The organism is Microbacterium sp. NPDC055988 (assembly GCF_042269505.1).
Lineage (GTDB): Bacteria > Actinomycetota > Actinomycetes > Actinomycetales > Microbacteriaceae > Microbacterium.
In genome coordinates, this window is record NZ_JBHJXY010000001.1 from 3,173,862 (window position 1) to 3,193,115 (window position 19,254).

Sequence of the window (19,254 nt, forward strand, 5' to 3'; positions counted from 1 at the left end):
CTACCGCGCCCGGTGGAGAGAAGCCGGTGAGCGCGCCCCCCTTGACACGAAGGGGCGGCACGATGAAGGGGCCCGGATCCGAAGACCCGAGCCCCTTCGTCTGCGCGATCAGACCAGCGAACGCAGCACGTACTGCAGGATGCCGCCGTTGCGGTAGTAGTCGGCCTCACCGGGGGTGTCGATGCGGACGACCGCGTCGAACTCGATCGGCTGCTTTCCCTCGGGCGAGTGCTCGCTCGGGGTGGCCGTGACCTTGACGGTCTTCGGCGTGACACCGTTGTTGAGCTCCTCGAGGCCGGAGATCGAGACGATCTCGGTGCCGTCGAGACCCAGCGATTCCCAGCTCTCGCCGGCGGGGAACTGCAGCGGGACGACGCCCATGCCGATCAGGTTGGAGCGGTGGATGCGCTCGAAGCTCTCGGTGATGACGGCCTTGACGCCCAGCAGGCTGGTGCCCTTGGCCGCCCAGTCGCGCGACGAACCGGAGCCGTACTCCTTGCCTCCGAAGATGACGAGGGGCGTGCCCTGCTCCTGGTAGTTCATGCTCGCGTCGTAGATGTACGACTGCGGGCCGCCGGGCTGCGTGAAGTCGCGCGTGAAGCCGCCCTCGACCACCTGGCCGTCGTTGACGGCCGAGACCATGAGGTTCTTCAGGCGGATGTTCGCGAACGTGCCACGGATCATGACCTCGTGGTTGCCGCGACGCGAGCCGAAGGAGTTGAAGTCCTTGCGGTCGACGCCGTGCTCCGTGAGGTAGTGGGCCGCAGGCGTGCCGGCCTTGATGTTTCCGGCGGGCGAGATGTGGTCGGTGGTGACCGAGTCGCCGAGCGTCGCCATGACACGCGCACCCTCGATGTCCTTCACCGGGGTGAGCTCCATCGTCATGCCGTCGAAGTACGGCGCCTTGCGGACGTACGTGGAGTCCTCGTCCCACTGGAAGATGGCGTCATCCGGGGTGGGGAGGCTCCGCCAGCGCTCATCGCCGTCGAAGACGGTCGCGTACTGCTTGATGAACTGCTCGCGCGAGATCGAGGAATCGACGAGCTCCTGCACCTCGGCCGGCGTGGGCCAGATGTCCTTCAGGAAGACGTCTTCGCCGTCCTTGCCCTTGCCGAGCGCGTCGTTCTCGAAGTCGAAGTGCATCGACCCCGCGAGAGCGTACGCGATGACCAGCGGCGGGCTGGCGAGGTAGTTCATCTTCACGTCGGGGCTGATGCGTCCCTCGAAGTTGCGGTTGCCCGAGAGGACGGCCGTGACGGCGAGGTCGTGCGAGTTGATCGCCTCCGACACCTCTTCGATGAGCGGACCCGAGTTGCCGATGCAGATCGTGCAGCCGTAGCCGACGGTGTAGAAGCCGAGTCCCTCGAGGTCCTTGTCGAGCCCTGACTTCTCGTAGTAGTCCGTGACGACCTTCGATCCCGGTCCGAGCGTGGTCTTGACCCAGGGCTTCTGCTTCAGCCCCTTCTCCAGCGCCTTGCGTGCGACGAGACCGGCGGCGATCATCACCGACGGGTTCGACGTGTTGGTGCACGAGGTGATGGCGGCCAGCGTGACGGCGCCGTTGTCGAGGATGTACTTCTCCCCCGACGGCGTCGTGACCGGCACCGGCTTCGAGGCGTTCGCCGGAGCGCCGCTGTTGATGTGCACCGGGCGCGTGGTCGGCTCCTCTTCGCCGGGGACCGAACCCGGGTCGGATGCCGGGAAGGAGTGCTTCGACTCGAGGTCGACGATGTCGTCGGACGTCGACGCCGTCGTGTAGCCGAGGATGTCCTGCTCGAACTGGGCCTTGGCCTCGGAGAGCAGGATGCGGTCCTGCGGACGCTTCGGGCCGGCGATCGACGGCACGACGGTGCCGAGGTCGAGCTCGAGGTACTCGCTGAAGGTCGGCTCGACGCTCGCGTCGTGCCAGAGCTTCTGCTCCTTGGCGTACGCCTCGACCAGGGCGACGGCCTCTTCGCTGCGACCGGTGAGGCGCAGGTAGTCGAGCGTCACGTCGTCGATCGGGAAGATCGCGGCCGTGGAGCCGAACTCGGGCGACATGTTGCCGATGGTGGCACGGTTGGCGAGCGGCACCGAGGCGACGCCTTCGCCGTAGAACTCGACGAACTTGCCGACAACGCCGTGCTTGCGCAGCAGGTCGGTGATCGTGAGCACGACGTCGGTCGCGGTGACGCCGGCGGGGATCTCGCCGGAGAGCTTGAAGCCGACGACGCGCGGGATGAGCATCGACACGGGCTGGCCGAGCATGGCCGCCTCGGCCTCGATTCCACCGACGCCCCAGCCGAGCACTCCCAGGCCGTTGACCATGGTGGTGTGCGAGTCGGTGCCGACGCAGGTGTCGGGGTATGCGCGCAGCACACCGTCGACGTTGCGGTCGTAGATGACCTTGGCGAGGTGCTCGATGTTCACCTGGTGGACGATTCCGGTTCCCGGCGGGACGACCTTGAAGTCGCTGAACGCCGTCTGGCCCCAGCGCAGGAACTGGTAGCGCTCGCCGTTGCGCTCGTACTCGATCTCGACGTTGCGCTCGAGGGCGTTCTCCGAGCCGAACAGATCGGCGATGACGGAGTGGTCGATGACCATCTCGGCGGGCGAGAGCGGGTTGATCTTGTTCGCGTCGCCGCCGAGCGCCGTGACGGCCTCACGCATGGTGGCGAGGTCGACGATGCAGGGCACACCGGTGAAGTCCTGCATGACCACACGGGCCGGCGTGAACTGGATCTCGGTGTTGGGCTCTGCCGCGGCATCCCACGAACCCAGCGCCTCGATCTGCGCCTTCGTCACATTCGCGCCGTCCTCGGTGCGAAGCAGGTTCTCCAGGAGGACCTTGAGACTGAAGGGGAGCTTCTCGAAACCGGGCACCGTGTCGATGCGGAAGATCTCGTAGTCGGTGCTGCCGACTGTCAGGGTGCTCTTGGCACCGAAGCTGTTCACCGTGGACACGAATCCGTCTCCTTCTATTCGGATGGGAGCGACAGGCGCCTCCATCTTGCTCGCCAGCGAGCCCCTGCGGCTAGCAAGGCGGACCTAACCAGTCTGCTCCGCGCAGCTCACCGGCGAAAGCCTGCGATTTATCTTGATGTCAAGATAAATCTATCATGCCTCGGCGACATCTTCGCGCGACGGTCCGCGCGGATGGAGAGCGCGCACGACGAGCCAGGTGACGGCGATCAGCGGCGCGAAGAGTGGGAGTCCCATGACGAGCTTGAGCGTGCCGAGTGCGGTCACATCGCCCGCGAGATACAGCGGGAGCTGCACGGCGAGCCGGGCGAAGAAGAGTGCGGCCCACGCGATTCCGAGCCAGAAGTAGGCGCGGCGCTTGCGGCGATCGTTGCGCCAGGTGGTGCCCTCTCCCATCAGGAAGCCGACGGCGAGGCCGATCAGCGACCAGCCGATCAGGGCCGACACCAGGATGACCGTTCCGTACACCGCATTGGTGATGAGCCCCGGAACGAAGTTGTCCGCGCCGCGTCCGGTCCACAATGCGAGTCCGGCCGCGGCGGCCGCGGCGACCAGCCCGCCGATAGCGGCGGACGGCGGCGACTTCTGCAGCAGGCGCACGATCGTGAAGACCGCGGCGAGACCGACCGATATGCCCAGCGACAGGATCAGCGGCTCGGGGCGGATCGTGAAGATGATCACGAATGCGAGGCTGGGCAGCACCGACTCGAGGATGCCGCGGACCCCGCCGATCGCCGACCAGACGACCTTGTGCGTGCTCGCGCTCTCCGACGGGTCGAGCCCGGCACGGCGCGCGGCGCCGCCGAGAGCCTCCCCGAGGATCTCGGAGGTGCTCTTCTCGCGTTCCGGGTCGGCTTCCGGGGTGCTCACGCGGAGCCCGGGGTCGCCGGCATCTTCAGCGGGATCAGGTCACGCGGCGGCATCGGAGAGCCGCCGCGGACGACGACGATCGAACGGAACAGATCCTCGACCTTGGCACCGGCCTCAGGATCCGACGCACCGGCTCCGCCGATCACGCCGCGGAGGAACCAGCGCGGGCCGTCGATGCCGATGAACCGCGCGAGACGAAGACCCGAGCCTTCGCTGGCCGCTGCGGGGACCTCGGCGAGAAGCTCCTTGCCCAGGGGGCCGTCCCGCTCCTCGACGCGCCCGCCCTGTGCCTTGACCTGGTCGCGCAGCTGCACGCGCGTCTCATCCCACAGTCCGCCGGACCTCGGCGCGGCGAACGGCTGCACCTGCAGAGAGGAGTCCGCGTAGTCGAGGCCGACGGCGACGATGCGCTTGGTCTGCTCCTCCACCTCGAGCCGGAGGTTCAACCCCTCGCGCGGCAGGATCTTGATCCCGCCCAGGTCGATGTACGGGCGAACCGGGTTCGCCTCGGAGTCGTCGAAGGGTCCGTCGGTGGCGCGGTTCGCGGGCGCCGACTTGGAAGGAGTCGCGTTGTTGTCAGTCATCTGTTCTGCCCTGCTTCGTTCTGCGTGAGCCCCGCCTGGTACCCGGTGGAGCCGAAACCGCCGGCGCCGCGGACGCTGTCCGGCAACTCGTCCACCGAGATGAACGTGGCGCGTGTCACCGGCATGACGATCAGCTGCGCGATGCGATCGCCGACCGCCACATCGTACGCGCTCCTGATGTCGGTGTTGATCAGACTCACCTTGATCTCACCGCGATAGCCGGCGTCGACCGTCCCCGGCGAGTTCACGATGGAGATCCCGTGCTTGGCGGCAAGCCCGCTGCGCGGAACCACGAAGGCCGCATAACCGTCGGGAAGAGCGATCCGGACTCCGGTGGCGACGAGAGCGCGCTCGCCCGGCTCCAGATGCACAGCCTCGGCCGCGACCAGATCGGCGCCCGCGTCGCCCGGATGCGCGTATCCGGGCACCACTGCAGCGATAATGGGGACATCAACGGAATCGGTCACCCCATGAGGCTAATGCAGAACCCCGCCACAGACGCACGTGTCCGCTATCGCGAACGACTCTCCCCCAGCCTCTGGCTGCTGGTCACGGTCGCGGTCGCAGGGCCGATGGTGTCTCTCGTCTTCGTGCCCATCGGATCGACCTTCGCGCTCATCGTCGGCGCCGCCGTCTCCGCGCTCCTGGTGCTCGGCTTCATCGCGGCGACTCCTATCGTGTCGGTGGAGGGTCGCATCCTGCGCGCCGGACGCGCACACATCGATGTCGAGCACCTCGGCGAGCCCCTCGCGCTCGTGGGCGAAGAAGCCCGACAGGCACGCGGCCCCGGCCTCCCCGCGCGCGGCTGGCACCTGATCCGCGGAGGGATCGACGGGATCGTCGTCGTTCCGAATCTCGACGTGGACGACCCGGTCGACACGTGGACCATCTCGACCCGTACCCCCGACCGCCTGGTCGCGGCGATCCGCGCTGCCCGTTCCTGACCGCACCCGCCGTTCATCGGGGCACCGCCCGTTCCTGACGGGCGCTGCCACATACGACAGCGCGCCCCTGACCGGACGGTCGGGGGCGCGTGAGACGTCGCTCGGAGGACTGCTTACGCAGCGCACTCCTTGCAGATGGGCCCGGATGCGCCCTCGTGGTCGAGCTGAGAGCGGTGCTTCACGAGGAAGCAGCTCATGCACGTGAACTCGTCCTGCTGCGCGGGCAGCACGACGACGTCGAGCTCGAGGTCGGAGAGGTCGGCACCCGGAAGGTCGAAGTTCGACGGGTTGTCGGAGTCTTCGTCCCCGCTTGAGCCGGAAGATTTGTCCGGCACACGCTCCTTGAGGGCTTCGATCGACTCGGAGTCGTCTTCGCTCTTTCGGGGGGCGTCGTAATCGGTTGCCATGCGGTAGATCTCCACTTTCATGGTGCGAGTGGGTGGTGCGCCGTCGGGTATCGGCGGCCATAGTTTGCACGACCGGGAGACATAACGCAAATGCGGTCCGTGCGACAGAGCAAACTCACGGCACGCCCAGGGTATTCCCGGTCCGGACGCCGCATGCGTGACACCATGAACGGACACCCATCAGAGGGGCATTCGCATGGAAAACGTCACCATCGTCGGCACAGAAGCAGGAGTCCTCGTACTCGCGACAGAGTCGGGCGAGCGGTTCTCGCTGCCCATCGACGACGTGCTGCAGCGTGAGATCCGTCGCGCCACCCGGCAGGCCGAGCCCACCGCCCAGAAACTGGCCGCGAGCCCGCGCGACATCCAGGCGCAGATCCGCGCCGGGCTCACGGCACCCGAGGTCGCCGAACTGCTGGGAATCAGCGTCGACGACGTCGCCCGCTTCGAGGGTCCCGTCCTCGCCGAGCGCGAGCACATCATCGGCCAGGCACTCGCGGTTCCCGTGCTGATCGGAAGTGAAGTCGAGCCCGACGCCCAGCCCACCTTCGGCGTCGCGGTCCGTGCGAAGCTCGCCGAGGTCGCAGCGACTGCGGAGCGGTGGGCCAGCTGGAAAGAGGAGTCCGGCTGGACGATCAAGCTCGAGTTCACTGCGAATGACGTCGATCACGATGCCCGGTGGAGCTTCGACCCGCGTCGCAGTGCCCTCTCGCCTCTGAACGCGGATGCCACTCAGCTCTCACGCCAGGGCTCACTGCCCGAAGGTCTCATCCCGCGCCTGCGCGCCGTGGATGCGGAGCGCACAACCTCTCCTTACAAGGACGAGAGCCGGTTCGATTCGGGCGCCTTCGGCCCGCGTCTGCTGCCCGCACCCGAGGCCGAGGTCGAAGACCCGTCCCTCCCTGAGCGCTCCGACGTCGCCGCGCAGGATGCCGCGATCAATCGCGCGCCCTCTGCACAGAACACGAGCCCCGAGACGGCGGACCTGCTCGAGGCTCTGCGCCGTCGTCGGGGTCAGCGCGAAACGGCTCCGCTGCTCGAAGAGACCGACGACACCGAGCACTCCGACCCGATCTCGCTGTTCGACGCGCTCGAACAGCCCGACGAAGAGCCGGAACCCGCACGCCCTTCGGCCCATACGGCACCTTCGGAATCCGGAGACTCCGGCGGCCGTCGCCGTCGCCGCAACGCGATGCCCTCATGGGATGAGATCGTCTTCGGAGCTCGCACCGACGAGTGATCAGCACTGACGAGTGATCCCGCACGAGCGGTTGACCGGCGGCCGTCCGGTAGGCACTCTCTCTCAGCGCGCGAAGGCTCCGAGCCTGATCAGCGGCACCTGTCGCTCCTCCGGAGTGAGCGCTCCGTGCTGCCCGACCATGCCTCGCCCGCGCTGGTCTGCCGCGGTGCCGTCGTAGACCGCCCACGTGCCGCGCGCGATGGCCAGCAGATCGCCGATCCGCGCGGACGCCGCCGTGGTGACAGTCGGCCCGAACATTCCGCCGTGAACGGCTTCATCGCGGGTGACGACGTCGGCGATCCCCTCGAGGTCGGCCCGCCACCGCGCGGTCACTGCGGCGGTGTCGGCGTCGGGCTCGACGTAGGCGTGCAGCATCCGCGGCTCGCCGCCGACATGCCGGACGCCCCGCAGATGTGCCTCGTCGAGCACGACCTGTCGATTGACCGCGACATCGACCATGCCGTGGTCCGACGTGACGAGCACGCCGACTGCCGGCGGCACGCGCGCGGCCAGGGCGGCATCGATGTCCTCGAGGGCGGCGACCCACTCACCAGACGCGATCCCGTGCTTGTGGCCGGCCTTATCCACCTCGGGCAGGTAGCAGTAGACGAGTGATCCCGGGTGCTCCTGGGCGAGCGTGTATGCGGTTTCGATGCGCGCTGCCGCGGTGCCGGCAGCGACGAACTCCGCGCCGCGGAGTGTGGCTTTCGTGAACCCGCTGCGCGCATATCCGGCGAACCCGACCGCGAAGCTCTCGTGACCGGCGCGACCGGCACGTTCGAAGATGGTCGGCGCCGGCTGCCAGGTGAACGGATCGATCCCGTCGGTCTCCCAGCCGCTGAGCTGATTGACGAGCACGTCGCGGCCGGCGTCGAGCACCCGGTAGCCGACGAGGCCGTGCTCACCCGGCCAGACGCCGGTGACGATGCTGGTGAGCGCCGCGGCCGTCGTGGAGGGGAACACCGACTGCGCGACATCCTTCTTCGCCATCCCGGCCGTCAGGGCGCGGGCATGTCCCGCGTGGGCCCGAAGACTGATCGCCCCGAGACCGTCGACGACGACGAGGACGACGGATTCGGCACGCGGCATCGCCTCGGACTCGCCTCGGAGCGCGGCGAACAGGTCGTCCGCCACCCCGACGACGCTCCGGGCGCCGGGCGACGCGGACGGTAGCATGAGGGACATCCGAGCCAGTCTGACACAGGCTCCCGTACGCCCTCAGGAAGTCCATGCCGAAAACCCCGCCGCCCGAGCCCGTCGAGGAGCGCATCCAGGACATCGACCTCTCCACCGAGATGCAGGGCTCGTTCCTCGAGTACGCGTACTCGGTGATCTACTCGCGCGCTCTGCCTGACGCCCGCGACGGTCTGAAGCCGGTGCAGCGCCGTATCCTGTACCAGATGGCCGAGATGGGCCTCCGCCCCGACCGTGGCCATGTCAAGAGCGCACGCGTCGTGGGCGAGGTGATGGGAAAGCTCCACCCGCACGGCGACTCCGCCATCTACGACGCGCTGGTCCGTCTCGCGCAGGAGTGGGCGCTGCGTGTTCCTCTGATCGACGGTCACGGGAACTTCGGTTCCCTCGACGACGGTCCGGCCGCGGCGCGATACACCGAGGCGAGACTCGCCGCACCCGCCCTCGCTCTCACGGAGAACCTCGACGAGGACGTCGTCGACTTCATCCCGAACTACGACGGTCAGTTCCAGCAGCCGTCTGTGCTGCCGGCCGCATTCCCGAACCTCCTCGTCAACGGCGCGAGTGGCATCGCCGTGGGCATGGCGACCAACATGGCGCCGCACAACCTCATCGAGGTCGTGGCCGCTGCGACGCATCTGCTCGAGAACCCGGATGCCACGACCGAAGAGCTGATGGAGTTCGTCCCCGGTCCCGACTTCCCCTCGGGCGGCATCCTGATGGGTCTCGACGGCGTCAAGGACGCCTACACGAACGGACGCGGCGCACTCAAGGTCCGCGGGAAGACCTCGATCGAGCCGCTGGGCCCCCGACGCACCGGCATCATCGTCTCCGAGTTGCCGTACATGGTCGGACCCGAGCGCCTGATCGAGAAGATCCGCGATGCCGTGCAGTCGAAGAAGCTCCAGGGGATCAGCGACGTCACCGATCTGACCGACCGCAACCACGGGCTGCGCGTCGCGATCGGCGTCAAGACCGGGTTCGACCCCAACGCCGTCCTCGAGCAGCTGTACCGGCTGACTCCGCTGGAGGACTCTTTCAGCATCAACAACGTCGCCCTCGTCGACGGGCAGCCGCGCACTCTCGGTCTCAAGGAGATGCTGAGCGTCTACGTCGGCCATCGCCTCGAGGTGATCACGCGGCGGAGCCGCTACCGCCTCGCCCGCAGAGAAGAGCGCCTGCACCTCGTCGAGGGCCTGCTCATCGCGATCCTCGACATCGACGAGGTCATCCAGGTCATTCGCTCCTCCGACGATTCGGAGCAGGCACGCACGCGCCTGCGTTCGGTGTTCGATCTGAGCGAGCTGCAGGCCGAGTACATCCTCGAGCTGCGACTGCGTCGCCTGACCAAGTTCTCGCGCATCGAGCTCGAGACCGAGCGCGACGCTCTGCTGGCGGAGATCGCCTCGCTCCGTGAGCTGCTGGGCAGCCCCGTGCTCCTCCGTGCCGTCGTCGCCAAAGAGTTGGACGCTGCCGCCGATGCCTACGGCACACCGCGCCGGACCCTGCTGATGAACGCCGCTCCGCCGAAGCCGCGAGCGGCCAAGGGAGCGGTCGACCTGCAGATCGCCGACGCCCCCACGGTCCTCGTTCTCTCCACCACGGGCCGCGCCGTGCGGGTCGACCTCGGCGAGGGACAGGAGCTGACGGTTCCGGCACGCCGCAGCAAGCACGACGCGATCCTGACGACGGTCGAGACGACGGTCCGCGCGGAGATCGGGGCCCTCACCAGCCTGGGCCGTGTCGTGCGCTTCTCCCCCGTCGACCTGCCTTCCGTCCCGGCGACCTCCGTCCAGCTCGCCGCGGGCACACCGTTGCGTGACTACCTCGGCATCACGACCAGGAACGAGCGGATCCTCGGGTTCGTGCGTTTCGACAGCGAGACGCCGATCGCGCTCGGCACGGCCCAGGGAACGGTGAAGCGCATCGTCCCGTCGTCGCTGCCGGTGCGCCCCGATCTCGAAGTCATCGGGATGAAGCCCGGCGACACGGTTGTGGGAGTGGCAGAGGCCCCCGACGACGCCGATCTCGTGTTCGTCACGACCGACGCGCAGCTCCTCCGCTTCCCCGCGGCGAACGTGCGCCCTCAGGGGGCACCTGCGGGCGGCATGGCGGGCGTCAAGCTGGGCTCCGGGGCATCCGTGCTGTTCTTCGGCGTGGTCGATCCCACGGCGGAGGCTGTCGTCGCGACGGTCTCCGGCGGCGAGAGCATCCTGCCCGGCACCGACCCCGGACGAGCGAAGGTATCGGCCTTCACGGAGTACCCGACCAAGGGCCGCGCCACGGGCGGCGTACGCGCGCACGCGTTCCTGAAGGGCGAGGATCGACTCACCGTCGCCTGGGTGGGGCCGAACCCGCCGTTGGCGGTCGATCCCACCGGCGCCGTGCGCAAGCTCCCCGAGACCGGAGCACGACGTGACGCTTCGGGTCAGCCCATCGACGGCGTGATCGGCAGCATCGGCCGCACACTCGTCTGAACACAGGAGAGGGGCCGCGGATATCCGCGGCCCCTCTCCTGTTCCGTCGCCCAGCCGGGTCAGGCGTCGATCGACTCCCGTGACAGCCGGTCGGACGAGTCGATGATGAACTCGCGTCGCGGCGCCACCTCATTGCCCATGAGGAGCTCGAAGACGCGCCCCGCGGCCTCGGCATCCTCCATGCGCACTCGACGCAACAGACGGCCGGAACGGTCCATAGTGGTGTTCGCCAACTGCTCAGCGTCCATCTCTCCGAGACCCTTGTACCGCTGGATGGGCTCGTGCCACCGCTTGCCGGCCTTGCGGAGCTTCGCCAGCAGGGCGTGCATCTCCTGCTCGCTGTAGGTGTAGATCGTCTCGTTCGGCTTCGACCCCGGGTTCATCACGATGACCCGATGCAACGGCGGAACGGCAGCGAACACGCGACCGTCCTCGATGAGCGGCCGCATGTAGCGGAAGAACAGGGTCAGCAACAGCGTGCGGATGTGCGCCCCGTCGACGTCGGCGTCGCTCATCAGGATGATCTTCCCGTAGCGAGCGGCGTTGATGTCGAACGTCCGGCCGGAGCCGGCGCCGATCACCTGGATGATTGACGCGCACTCCGCGTTCGACAGCATGTCGCCGACGGAGGCCTTCTGCACATTGAGGATCTTCCCTCGGATCGGCAGCAGGGCCTGGAACTCGCTGTTACGCGCGTTCTTGGCTGTGCCGAGCGCGGAGTCGCCCTCGACGATGAAGAGCTCGCTGCGGTCCACCTCGTTCGTGCGGCAGTCGACGAGCTTGGTCGGAAGCGTCGACGACTCGAGCGCGTTCTTCCGGCGCTGAGTCTCCTTATGGGCTCGCGCCGACACGCGAGCCTTCATCTCGGAGACGATCTTGTCGAGCAGCTGTGAGGCCTGGTTCTTGTCGTCGCGCTTGGTCGAGCTGAAACGCTGCCCCAGATCCTTGCGGATCACCTGGGCGACGATCGATCGAACGGCCGGCGTGCCCAGCACCTCTTTGGTCTGGCCCTCGAACTGCGGCTCGGGGACGTTGACCGTCAGGACAGCCGTCAGACCGGCCAGGACATCGTCCTTCTCGAGCTTGTCGTTGCCGACCTTGAGGCGGCGCGCGTTCTGCTCGACCTGCGTGCGCAGCACCTTCAGCAGCTCCTGCTCGAATCCCTGCTGATGCGTACCGCCCTTGGGCGTCGCGATGATGTTGACGAACGAGCGGACGCGGGTGTCGTAGCCGGTGCCCCAGCGCAGCGCGATGTCGACTGCGCACACACGCTCCACCTCCGTGGCGATCATGTGGCCGTCGGCCTGCAGAACGGGAACGGTCTCCTTGAACGTCCCCTCGCCCTGGATGCGCCAGGTGTCCGTGACGGGCGGATCGATCGCCAGGTACTCGACGAATTCCGAGATGCCGCCCTCGTACAGGTACGAGGTCTCGACGGGGCCGAGCGTGGTGGTCTCACCGTCGGAATCAGGAATCGGGATGACCTGACCGGCGGCCCGCTCGTCCTTGACCACGATCTCGAGTCCCGGGACGAGGAAGGCCGTCTGGCGCGCCCGCGTCTCGAGATCGGCCAGCTGGAACGCCGCGTCCTTCGTGAAGATCTGACGGTCGGCCCAGTAGCGCACGCGTGTTCCGGTGACCCCGCGCGGCGCCTTGCCGATGACGCGAAGCTCACTGTTGTCCTCGAAAGGCGTGAACGGGGCGTCGGGGCGCTTCTCGCCGGAATCCTTGAAGATGCCGGGCTCACCGCGATGGAACGACATCGCATAGGTCTTCCCGCCGCGATCCACCTCGACGTCGAGACGTTCCGAGAGCGCGTTCACGACCGACGCGCCCACTCCGTGGAGGCCGCCGGATGCGGCGTACGAGCCACCGCCGAACTTCCCGCCCGCGTGGAGCTTGGTGTAGACGACCTCGACGCCGGTCAGGCCGGTGCGGGGCTCGACGTCGACGGGGATACCGCGGCCGCGGTCGTGGACCTCGACGCTGCCGTCGGCGTGCAGAATGATGTCGATCTTCGAGCCGTTGCCCGCCACCGCCTCGTCGACGGAGTTGTCGATGATCTCCCACAGGCAGTGCATGAGGCCTGGAGAGCCGTTCGACCCGATGTACATGCCCGGGCGCTTGCGGACAGCTTCGAGCCCCTCAAGCACCTGGAGATGGTGGGCAGAATACTCGGCATTCACAATCTCCGAGTCTATTCTCGCCACCCGCATTCCAGCCGCAGACACTCCCCGCCGCGGTCGAGACGGTGGCCTTCCCGTACGCGCTGAGCGAAACACGCCGCAAACCGGGCATGCCCACAGGTACAGCGTGGTTGTATTGACCAAATCAGCAAGCGAAGCCGACACCCGAGGAGGCGCCGAGATGAATGCAACGACCGAACGTGACACCTCCACCGTCGAGTTCCGCCTGACGGCCATGGATCGGTGTGATTCATGTGGCGCTCAGGCATACATCGCCGCTGAGGTGAACGGCTCCGAGCTTCTCTTCTGCGCCCACCACGGCCGCAAGTACGAAGAGAAGCTCCGCAGCATCGCGACCAGCTGGCACGACGAGACCGCTCGCCTCATCGAAGCGGTCTGAGCTCTCGCTGAGGCCCGTCAGTCCCGGACGACGCGGCGGACCCGCGGCGTCAGCCGGGTGAGGATCTCCTCGCCCACCGTGTCGATGCGTTCGGCGAGCGTGGTCGCCGAGGATTCCCCCTGGGCTCCCGTTCCGAACAGGACGACCTCATCGCCGACACGCGCTCCCGGCCACTCCACGACAGACGACGCGGTGTGACCCACCGAGCGGAGTTCCCTGGCACCACCGGGCGTGCCGACGAGCGCGCCGGACAGGGTCGACGGAAGCCCGTCGAAGCTTCCGATCCCGATCCAGGCCTTGCCGTCGGTGATGTCACTGACGGTGGCGACGAGGCTCGCGACGGGCACGATCCCCTCGAGCTCCGGACCGTCGGCGGAGCGGATGCCGTAGCAGAACGCTCCGATGCGCGACATGGTTCCGCGAAGCTCGGGCCTCCACCAGGAGGCGGCCGACGCTGTCAGGTGCACCGCAGCAGGCGAGGAGCCAGAGTCCTCGACGACCCGCACAGCCTCGAGGAACACCGCCTGGGCGGCGTCGTCTTCGGCATCACTCGCCTCGGCGATGTGGCTCCACACGCCGACGAGGTCCACGAGACCGGCCTGCTCCGCCTGTCGTGACTGGGCGACGGCCGTCGCCCAGTCCTCGGGGAGCACGCCGTTCCGGTGCAGTCCAGTGTCGATCTTGAGGTGGACGCGTGCCCTCGCTCCCACAGCCGAGGCGCGGGAGATGATCCGCCGAAGGTAATCGATCGTGCCGACGCCGAGGTCGATGTCGTGCAGGAGCGCGTCGTCGATCTCGTCATCGGTCGACGTCACCCAGGCGAAGATCCGTGCGTCCCCTCCCGCCACCCGGCGTATCGCGAGTCCGCTGCGGATGTCGTAACTGCCGAACCACTCCACGCCCTCTTGCCGCGCGGTGTCGACAGCCCAGGAGAGCCCGTGCCCGTAGGCGTCGTCCTTGAGAACGAACATCAGGCTCGAGGGCGAGACGCGCCGACGCACGGCCGCGATGTTCGCACGGAGGCTTCCGGTGCTCAGCCGGAGTTCAGGGCGGGTCACGCCTCCCACCCCCGGACTGCGTGCGACGCCGCGACGGTGATGAGTTCCGCCGGCTCCATCCCGGTGACCTCGGCCCACCGCGCGACGCCACCCGTGAGCGGGCCGTTCCCGCCGAAGTACGTGACCTCGGTCCCGGGCGCCGCGTCCGAGCCTTCGAGGTCGACGACGCAGACGTCCATGGCCACACGTCCGACGATGGGCCTGACCGAGCCGTCGATCTCGACGTCGGCATGGTTTCCGAGCGCCCGGACGATTCCCTGCGCGTATCCTCCGGTCACCAGCGCCACCGTCGTCGCGGCCTCGGCGCGGAACGTGTACCCGTAGGACACGGCATCCCCCGCGCGCAGAGGCTTGGTCGACAGCACGCGGCCGGTCAGCCGCATCACCGGACTCGTCGAAGGACGGCCCGGCTCGCGGGGCAGCCCGTACAGCAGCGCGGGATCGATGTCGGGCTCGCCGCTCGTCACCCCGACGATCCCTTCCAACTGGAGGGCTTCGACCTCGCCCGGCGCGTCGACACGCACACTTTCGGCGCCGGCGGCCGTCACGGCCTGCGCGACGGCGATGACGCCGTGCCCCCAGGCATCGCGGCGAAGGTCGGCGATGCGGCCACCCGCCTGAACCGCCGCTGCAGCGCCGGCGGCCAGCGCCGACCGGGAGATGATCGCCCGCGGCAGCGAGCTGGAAGTCGTTTCCCACACGTCTTCCAGCCTAGCCGCCGGCTCCCAGGTCGACCTGCGGCTCCCCCGTAGACTGGAGGAGACCCCGACCCTGGAGCCATATGTCTCGTCTTTCCCTCGCGCCCCGCATCCGTTACCTGCTGGGACGTGCTCGCCGCATCGACGTCGGATCGGTGGTGGAACGGGCCAAAGAGGCTTCGGAGCAGCACCACAAGGCCGTGCCCGGCATCGTCGTGGACATGCTGTGGTCCGCCGCGCGCCACAACGTCGGCTTCCAGGACTACATCGACTACGACTTCGCGATGCTCACCAAGGCCGAGCGTGAGACGTACATGACGCATCCCGTGTCGAACCAGCTGTCGCAACGGTACGACCACCCGGACTACCGCTGGATCTTCCAGGACAAGGTCGAGTTCGACAAGCAGTTCTCCGCGTTCCTGAAGCGCGAGTGGCTGGTCGTCGAAGAGGGCAACGCGCAGGCCGTCCGCGAACTCACCGAACGCCTGGGCACCATCGTGACGAAGGAGCCGGTGGGGCAGGCAGGCACGGGTGTGCACCGCTACCACGCCGCCGATATCGACGATTGGGACGAGTTCCACACAGGGCTGCTTGCACGCGGTGAACTCCTCATCGAAGAGGTCATCCGCCAGCACGATGCTCTTGCGGCCGTGTGCCCCGGCACCGTGAACACCACCCGCATCACCGCGTTCTTCGACGGAGAGAAGGCGCACATCCTCGCGATGGCGCAGAAGTTCGGGCGCGGCGCGGTCAGCGACCAGATGACCTTCGGCGGCTTCTACACGATGCTCGACGAGAACGGCCACGCCGTCGGCGCCGGGTACGACTCGCACGGGAACGTGCATGAGACGCACCCCGACTCGGGTTTCCGCATCGCCGACTTCCAGCTGCCGTTCATGAATGAGGTGCGGGCATTCATCGACGAGGTCGCCCGTGTCGTGCCGCAGGTGCAGTACGTCGGCTGGGACATCGTCGTGTCCCCCGACGGCCCGGTGCTGGTCGAGGGCAACTGGGGCGCCGGCGTCTATGAGAACAAGCCCAGCGTCACCGGCATCCGCACCGGTCACAAGCCTCGCTATCGCGAGGTCATCGGCTTCTGAGACAAGACGAAAGGCCCCGGATGCGCGAGCATCCGGGGCCTTCGTCGTTGTTGTAGGGGTCAGATCGCGCGGACGATGCCGAGCGGCGTAGACTCGAGGCCCTGACCGAGCGGGTTGTCGCCCAGGATCTTCACCAGACGACGCTCGCCGTCCTTGTCGAGGGTCGAACCGAGGATGTTTCCACCGAGATCGTTGATGTCGACCACGGCGACCTCCGCATGACCGCCGATGAGCTTCTTCAGCCGTGCGGCGACGCCGTCGGGGTCCTTCGGCCCGAGCACGACAGCCTCGTTGTACGGAGGGATCGTGTGCTTGGTGGGACCGTCGATCGCGCGTGCCTTGTCGCCCGCGATGCGGTAGAAGTCACCCCGGCGACCGAACGCCTTGGTCACCGCTGCGACGGCGGACGCGAAGAGGATGCGCGGCGTACCGCACTCCCGCAGCGCCATCTCCATCGTCTCCGGCATGCCGAGCCCGATGCCGTACGGCGTGCGGGTGACGTACTTCGACAGGAACAGCGCGAGCTTGCGCGGCTTGATCTCATCGAGACGGTACGACCGCCCCTGCGTGATCGCCACGATCTTCTCGGTCACGAACAGCAGGTCTCCCGGCTGCACCGCATCCTTGGCGTACTCGGTGATGATCGCATCGAGGTCGTCTTCGGGCATGACCACGCGCGTCCGCAGCGGGATGCGCGCATAGCTCTTGCCGTCGACGCTCGCCTCAAGAGCCTTGCCGTCGTTCGCCTGGCTCATTCGAGGTAGTCCCGAAGGGACTGCGAACGGCTCGGGTGACGCAGCTTCGCCATCGTCTTCGACTCGATCTGACGAATGCGCTCACGCGTCACGCCGAACGTGTCACCGATCTGGTCGAGGGTCTTCGGCTGACCATCGCCCAGACCGAAGCGCATGCGGATCACCCCCGCCTCGCGCTCGGAGAGCGAGTCGAGCAGCTGCTCGAGCTGACGCTGCAGCATCGTGAATCCCACGGCGTCCGCGGGAACCACGGCCTCGGTGTCCTCGATGAGGTCACCGAACTCGCTGTCGCCGTCTTCACCGAGCGGAGTGTGCAGCGAGATGGGCTCGCGGCCGTACTTCTGCACCTCCACGACCTTCTCCGGCGTCATGTCGAGCTCGCGGCTGAGCTCTTCCGGCGTGGGTTCGCGACCGAGGTCCTGAAGCATCTGACGCTGCACGCGGGCGAGCTTGTTGATGACCTCGACCATGTGCACCGGGATGCGGATCGTACGGGCCTGGTCGGCCATCGCACGCGTGATCGCCTGACGGATCCACCAGGTGGCGTAGGTCGAGAACTTGAAGCCCTTCGTGTAGTCGAACTTCTCGACGGCACGGATCAGACCGAGGTTGCCCTCCTGGATCAGATCCAGGAACTGCATGCCGCGGCCGGTGTAGCGCTTGGCGAGGGAGACGACGAGACGGAGGTTGGCGCCGAGCAGGTGGCTCTTCGCGCGCTGGCCGTCGCGGGCGACCCACTGCAGGTCGAGTCCGAGCTGGCTCGTCTTCTCGGCCGCCGACATCGCCGACAGCTTCTCTTCGGCGAACAGACCCGCCTCGATGCGCATCGCGAGCTCGACCTCTTCGGCCGCGTTCAGGAGCGCGACCTTTCCGATCTGCTTCAGGTAGTCCTTGACCGGGTCGGCCGTCGCACCGGTGATCTGCGTCGAGTAGACCGGGACGTCTTCATCGTCGTTCGACGAGATGACGATCGCGCCGGTCGGCAGCGGCTCGGTGAACTTCGGCTTGGCGTCTTCGTCCTCGTCGTCGTCGACAGCGGCCACGGCAGGAGCCTCGTCTTCTTCGACGACGTCCTCGGACTTCTTCTTCTTGACGGGGGCGCGCTTCGCGGCAGCACGCTTCGCCGCGCTCAGGGGCGCGGGCTTCTCGGGCGCATCGGCCTCGACCGGAGCGTCGGCGGTCGTCTCTTCGGCAGCCTTCTTCGTCCGGGTGTTCTTCGTCGTGGCAGGAGTCACGTTTCGCCTTTCACGGGGCTGCTGTGTAGCCCCGGGACATTTCGGACACTAGTAAGACCCTTGTCAAGTCCAGCGCTCGAAAACACTGATTGACAACGGGTCAGAGTCCTAGTATCGCACACGTGTGGCGATGCGGATGCATTCCGACGAAGTTCTCCCTGATCGATCTCAACCGCGACCGGGCTTGTCCTCGTCGCCGGAAGGGCGGGACGCGAGATAGCGCTCCAGCTCGGCCGCCAACTCATCGGCGCTGGGGAGGTCGCGCTCGCTGAATCCGCCCTCGTCGTACGAGTCGTCGTCGGGGTTTCGGCCCGCCATGTAGGCGTCGTAGCGGCGCTCGAGGTTGTGCACCATCTGCTGCAGCTCGTCGTTCCCCGCGACCTGCTCCCCCACTCGTGTCAGGTAGTCCTCGCGGCGCTCCTGGACAGCATCGAGCATCAGCACCAGACCCGTCGAGGCCATGAGCTTCTCGGCGGCGGCGATCACGGCATCGGGATTCTCCGTCTCCGCGAGATAGTGCGGCACCAGCAGCACGAATCCCACAGCGCGCTCACCGCGCTCGATGAAGCGGAACTCGAGAAGGTGTCCGGCGGTCGCCGGCACCTGGGTGCGCGGCCTCCACACCGAATGCGCAACGGTGAGATCGCGACGATTGCCGCTCACGGTCGTGCCGATCGGACGCGTGTGCGGCACCGGCATGGCGATCGAGTGGACCCAGTGCAGACCGGAAACCTCGAACTCCGCGGCCAGATCGAGCACGGTACTCGCGAAGGCGTTCCAGGCGAAGTCCGGCTCGTAGCCGGCGAGGAGCAGGAAAGGCCGCCCGAGAGCATCCGTCGCGAGGGAGAGCTCGAGCCGTGGCGGACGGAACTCGGTGAGGTGATCCTGATCGAAGGAGATCACCGGACGACGTGCGCGATAGTCCAGCAGCACGTCGTTCTCGAAGACGACGATCGGCTCGGGCGATGCGGTCTCCCGCAGGTGATCGATCAGTCCGGAGACCGCGTTGCCCGCGTCGGTGAAGCCAGTGAGCAGAAGCACCAGAGGCAGGCCGTGCGGCACTGTCGGCGCATTCGCGACGCGGTCGTGGATCTCACCGGAAAGGGGCATGTCTCCATGCTACGAGCAGGTCCGGATGCCGGGGC

17 protein-coding genes are annotated in these 19,254 nt (G+C 67.5%); 5 read left to right on the top strand and 12 right to left on the bottom strand.

What is annotated here, in order from left to right:
* Positions 1 to 108: 108 nt before the first annotated feature.
* The 4 genes from ACFC14_RS15220 to dut form a co-directional block, all read right to left on the bottom strand.
* Entirely contained in the window at positions 109 to 2,943 is a 2,835-nt protein-coding gene (locus tag ACFC14_RS15220; RefSeq protein ID WP_376106177.1) for an aconitate hydratase, read from the bottom strand.
* 153 nt (positions 2,944 to 3,096) lie between these two features.
* On the bottom strand, positions 3,097 to 3,831 hold the full coding sequence (locus ACFC14_RS15225; RefSeq protein WP_376106180.1) for a DUF3159 domain-containing protein: 735 nt from the start codon (positions 3,829 to 3,831) through the stop codon (positions 3,097 to 3,099).
* The gene (locus ACFC14_RS15230) at positions 3,828 to 4,415 is read right to left on the bottom strand and encodes a DUF3710 domain-containing protein (protein ID WP_136044018.1); all 588 of its coding nucleotides are present in this window, start codon (positions 4,413 to 4,415) and stop codon (positions 3,828 to 3,830) included. Before ACFC14_RS15230 ends, ACFC14_RS15225 begins: the two co-directional genes overlap by 4 nt.
* Entirely contained in the window at positions 4,412 to 4,882 is a 471-nt protein-coding gene (dut, locus tag ACFC14_RS15235; protein WP_168429598.1) for a dUTP diphosphatase, read from the bottom strand. Before dut ends, ACFC14_RS15230 begins: the two co-directional genes overlap by 4 nt.
* Positions 4,883 to 4,894: 12 nt before the next feature.
* Between dut and ACFC14_RS15240 the strand changes: the two genes are divergently transcribed.
* Positions 4,895 to 5,359, top strand: coding sequence for a DUF3093 domain-containing protein (locus tag ACFC14_RS15240; RefSeq protein WP_376106184.1), 465 nt, complete (start codon positions 4,895 to 4,897; stop codon positions 5,357 to 5,359).
* Positions 5,360 to 5,472: 113 nt separating this feature from the next.
* Here the strand turns inward: ACFC14_RS15240 and ACFC14_RS15245 are convergent, their stop codons facing one another.
* Positions 5,473 to 5,766, bottom strand: coding sequence for a DUF4193 domain-containing protein (locus tag ACFC14_RS15245; RefSeq protein ID WP_105725536.1), 294 nt, complete (start codon positions 5,764 to 5,766; stop codon positions 5,473 to 5,475).
* 196 nt (positions 5,767 to 5,962) lie between these two features.
* Between ACFC14_RS15245 and sepH the strand changes: the two genes are divergently transcribed.
* A complete protein-coding gene (gene sepH, locus ACFC14_RS15250; RefSeq protein ID WP_376106188.1) occupies positions 5,963 to 7,006 on the top strand; it encodes a septation protein SepH in 1,044 nt (347 codons plus the stop codon).
* 63 nt (positions 7,007 to 7,069) lie between these two features.
* On the opposite strand, the gene ACFC14_RS15255 is transcribed toward sepH, so the two are convergent.
* Positions 7,070 to 8,191 carry an alkaline phosphatase family protein gene (locus ACFC14_RS15255; RefSeq protein WP_376106190.1) on the bottom strand — a complete coding sequence of 374 codons (1,122 nt, stop codon included), beginning with the start codon at positions 8,189 to 8,191 and terminating at the stop codon, positions 7,070 to 7,072.
* A 44-nt stretch (positions 8,192 to 8,235) separates the two neighbouring features.
* Here ACFC14_RS15255 and ACFC14_RS15260 point away from each other — a divergent pair, with 44 nt between their 5' ends.
* Positions 8,236 to 10,677 (top strand): DNA topoisomerase (ATP-hydrolyzing) subunit A, encoded by a 2,442-nt coding sequence (locus ACFC14_RS15260; RefSeq protein ID WP_376106193.1) that lies wholly within the window; start codon positions 8,236 to 8,238, stop codon positions 10,675 to 10,677.
* Positions 10,678 to 10,736: 59 nt separating this feature from the next.
* On the opposite strand, the gene ACFC14_RS15265 is transcribed toward ACFC14_RS15260, so the two are convergent.
* Complete coding sequence (locus tag ACFC14_RS15265) at positions 10,737 to 12,863, bottom strand: type IIA DNA topoisomerase subunit B (protein WP_376106196.1); 2,127 nt, start codon at positions 12,861 to 12,863, stop codon at positions 10,737 to 10,739.
* 181 nt (positions 12,864 to 13,044) lie between these two features.
* Between ACFC14_RS15265 and ACFC14_RS15270 the strand changes: the two genes are divergently transcribed.
* Positions 13,045 to 13,263 carry a hypothetical protein gene (locus tag ACFC14_RS15270; protein WP_136044023.1) on the top strand — a complete coding sequence of 73 codons (219 nt, stop codon included), beginning with the start codon at positions 13,045 to 13,047 and terminating at the stop codon, positions 13,261 to 13,263.
* A gap of 17 nt (positions 13,264 to 13,280) precedes the next feature.
* Here ACFC14_RS15270 and ACFC14_RS15275 read toward each other — a convergent pair whose 3' ends face one another.
* Together ACFC14_RS15275 and ACFC14_RS15280 are read right to left on the bottom strand one after the other, a co-directional pair.
* Positions 13,281 to 14,321, bottom strand: coding sequence for an alanine racemase (locus tag ACFC14_RS15275; protein WP_376106199.1), 1,041 nt, complete (start codon positions 14,319 to 14,321; stop codon positions 13,281 to 13,283).
* On the bottom strand, positions 14,318 to 15,022 hold the full coding sequence (locus tag ACFC14_RS15280; RefSeq protein WP_376106202.1) for an alanine racemase C-terminal domain-containing protein: 705 nt from the start codon (positions 15,020 to 15,022) through the stop codon (positions 14,318 to 14,320). The genes ACFC14_RS15275 and ACFC14_RS15280 overlap by 4 nt, the downstream gene beginning before the upstream one ends.
* A gap of 80 nt (positions 15,023 to 15,102) precedes the next feature.
* Between ACFC14_RS15280 and ACFC14_RS15285 the strand changes: the two genes are divergently transcribed.
* Positions 15,103 to 16,119, top strand: a complete 1,017-nt coding sequence (locus ACFC14_RS15285; protein WP_376106204.1) for a sugar-transfer associated ATP-grasp domain-containing protein — start codon at positions 15,103 to 15,105, stop codon at positions 16,117 to 16,119.
* Between the two features lie 59 nt (positions 16,120 to 16,178).
* Here the strand turns inward: ACFC14_RS15285 and ACFC14_RS15290 are convergent, their stop codons facing one another.
* The 3 genes from ACFC14_RS15290 to ACFC14_RS15300 form a co-directional block, all read right to left on the bottom strand.
* Positions 16,179 to 16,874, bottom strand: a complete 696-nt coding sequence (locus tag ACFC14_RS15290; RefSeq protein WP_376106207.1) for a coenzyme F420-0:L-glutamate ligase — start codon at positions 16,872 to 16,874, stop codon at positions 16,179 to 16,181.
* Complete coding sequence (locus tag ACFC14_RS15295; RefSeq protein WP_136044027.1) at positions 16,871 to 18,109, bottom strand: RNA polymerase sigma factor; 1,239 nt, start codon at positions 18,107 to 18,109, stop codon at positions 16,871 to 16,873. The genes ACFC14_RS15290 and ACFC14_RS15295 overlap by 4 nt, the downstream gene beginning before the upstream one ends.
* A gap of 168 nt (positions 18,110 to 18,277) precedes the next feature.
* Positions 18,278 to 19,219, bottom strand: a complete 942-nt coding sequence (locus ACFC14_RS15300) for a proteasome assembly chaperone family protein (protein WP_376106211.1) — start codon at positions 19,217 to 19,219, stop codon at positions 18,278 to 18,280.
* Positions 19,220 to 19,254 lie beyond the last annotated feature (35 nt).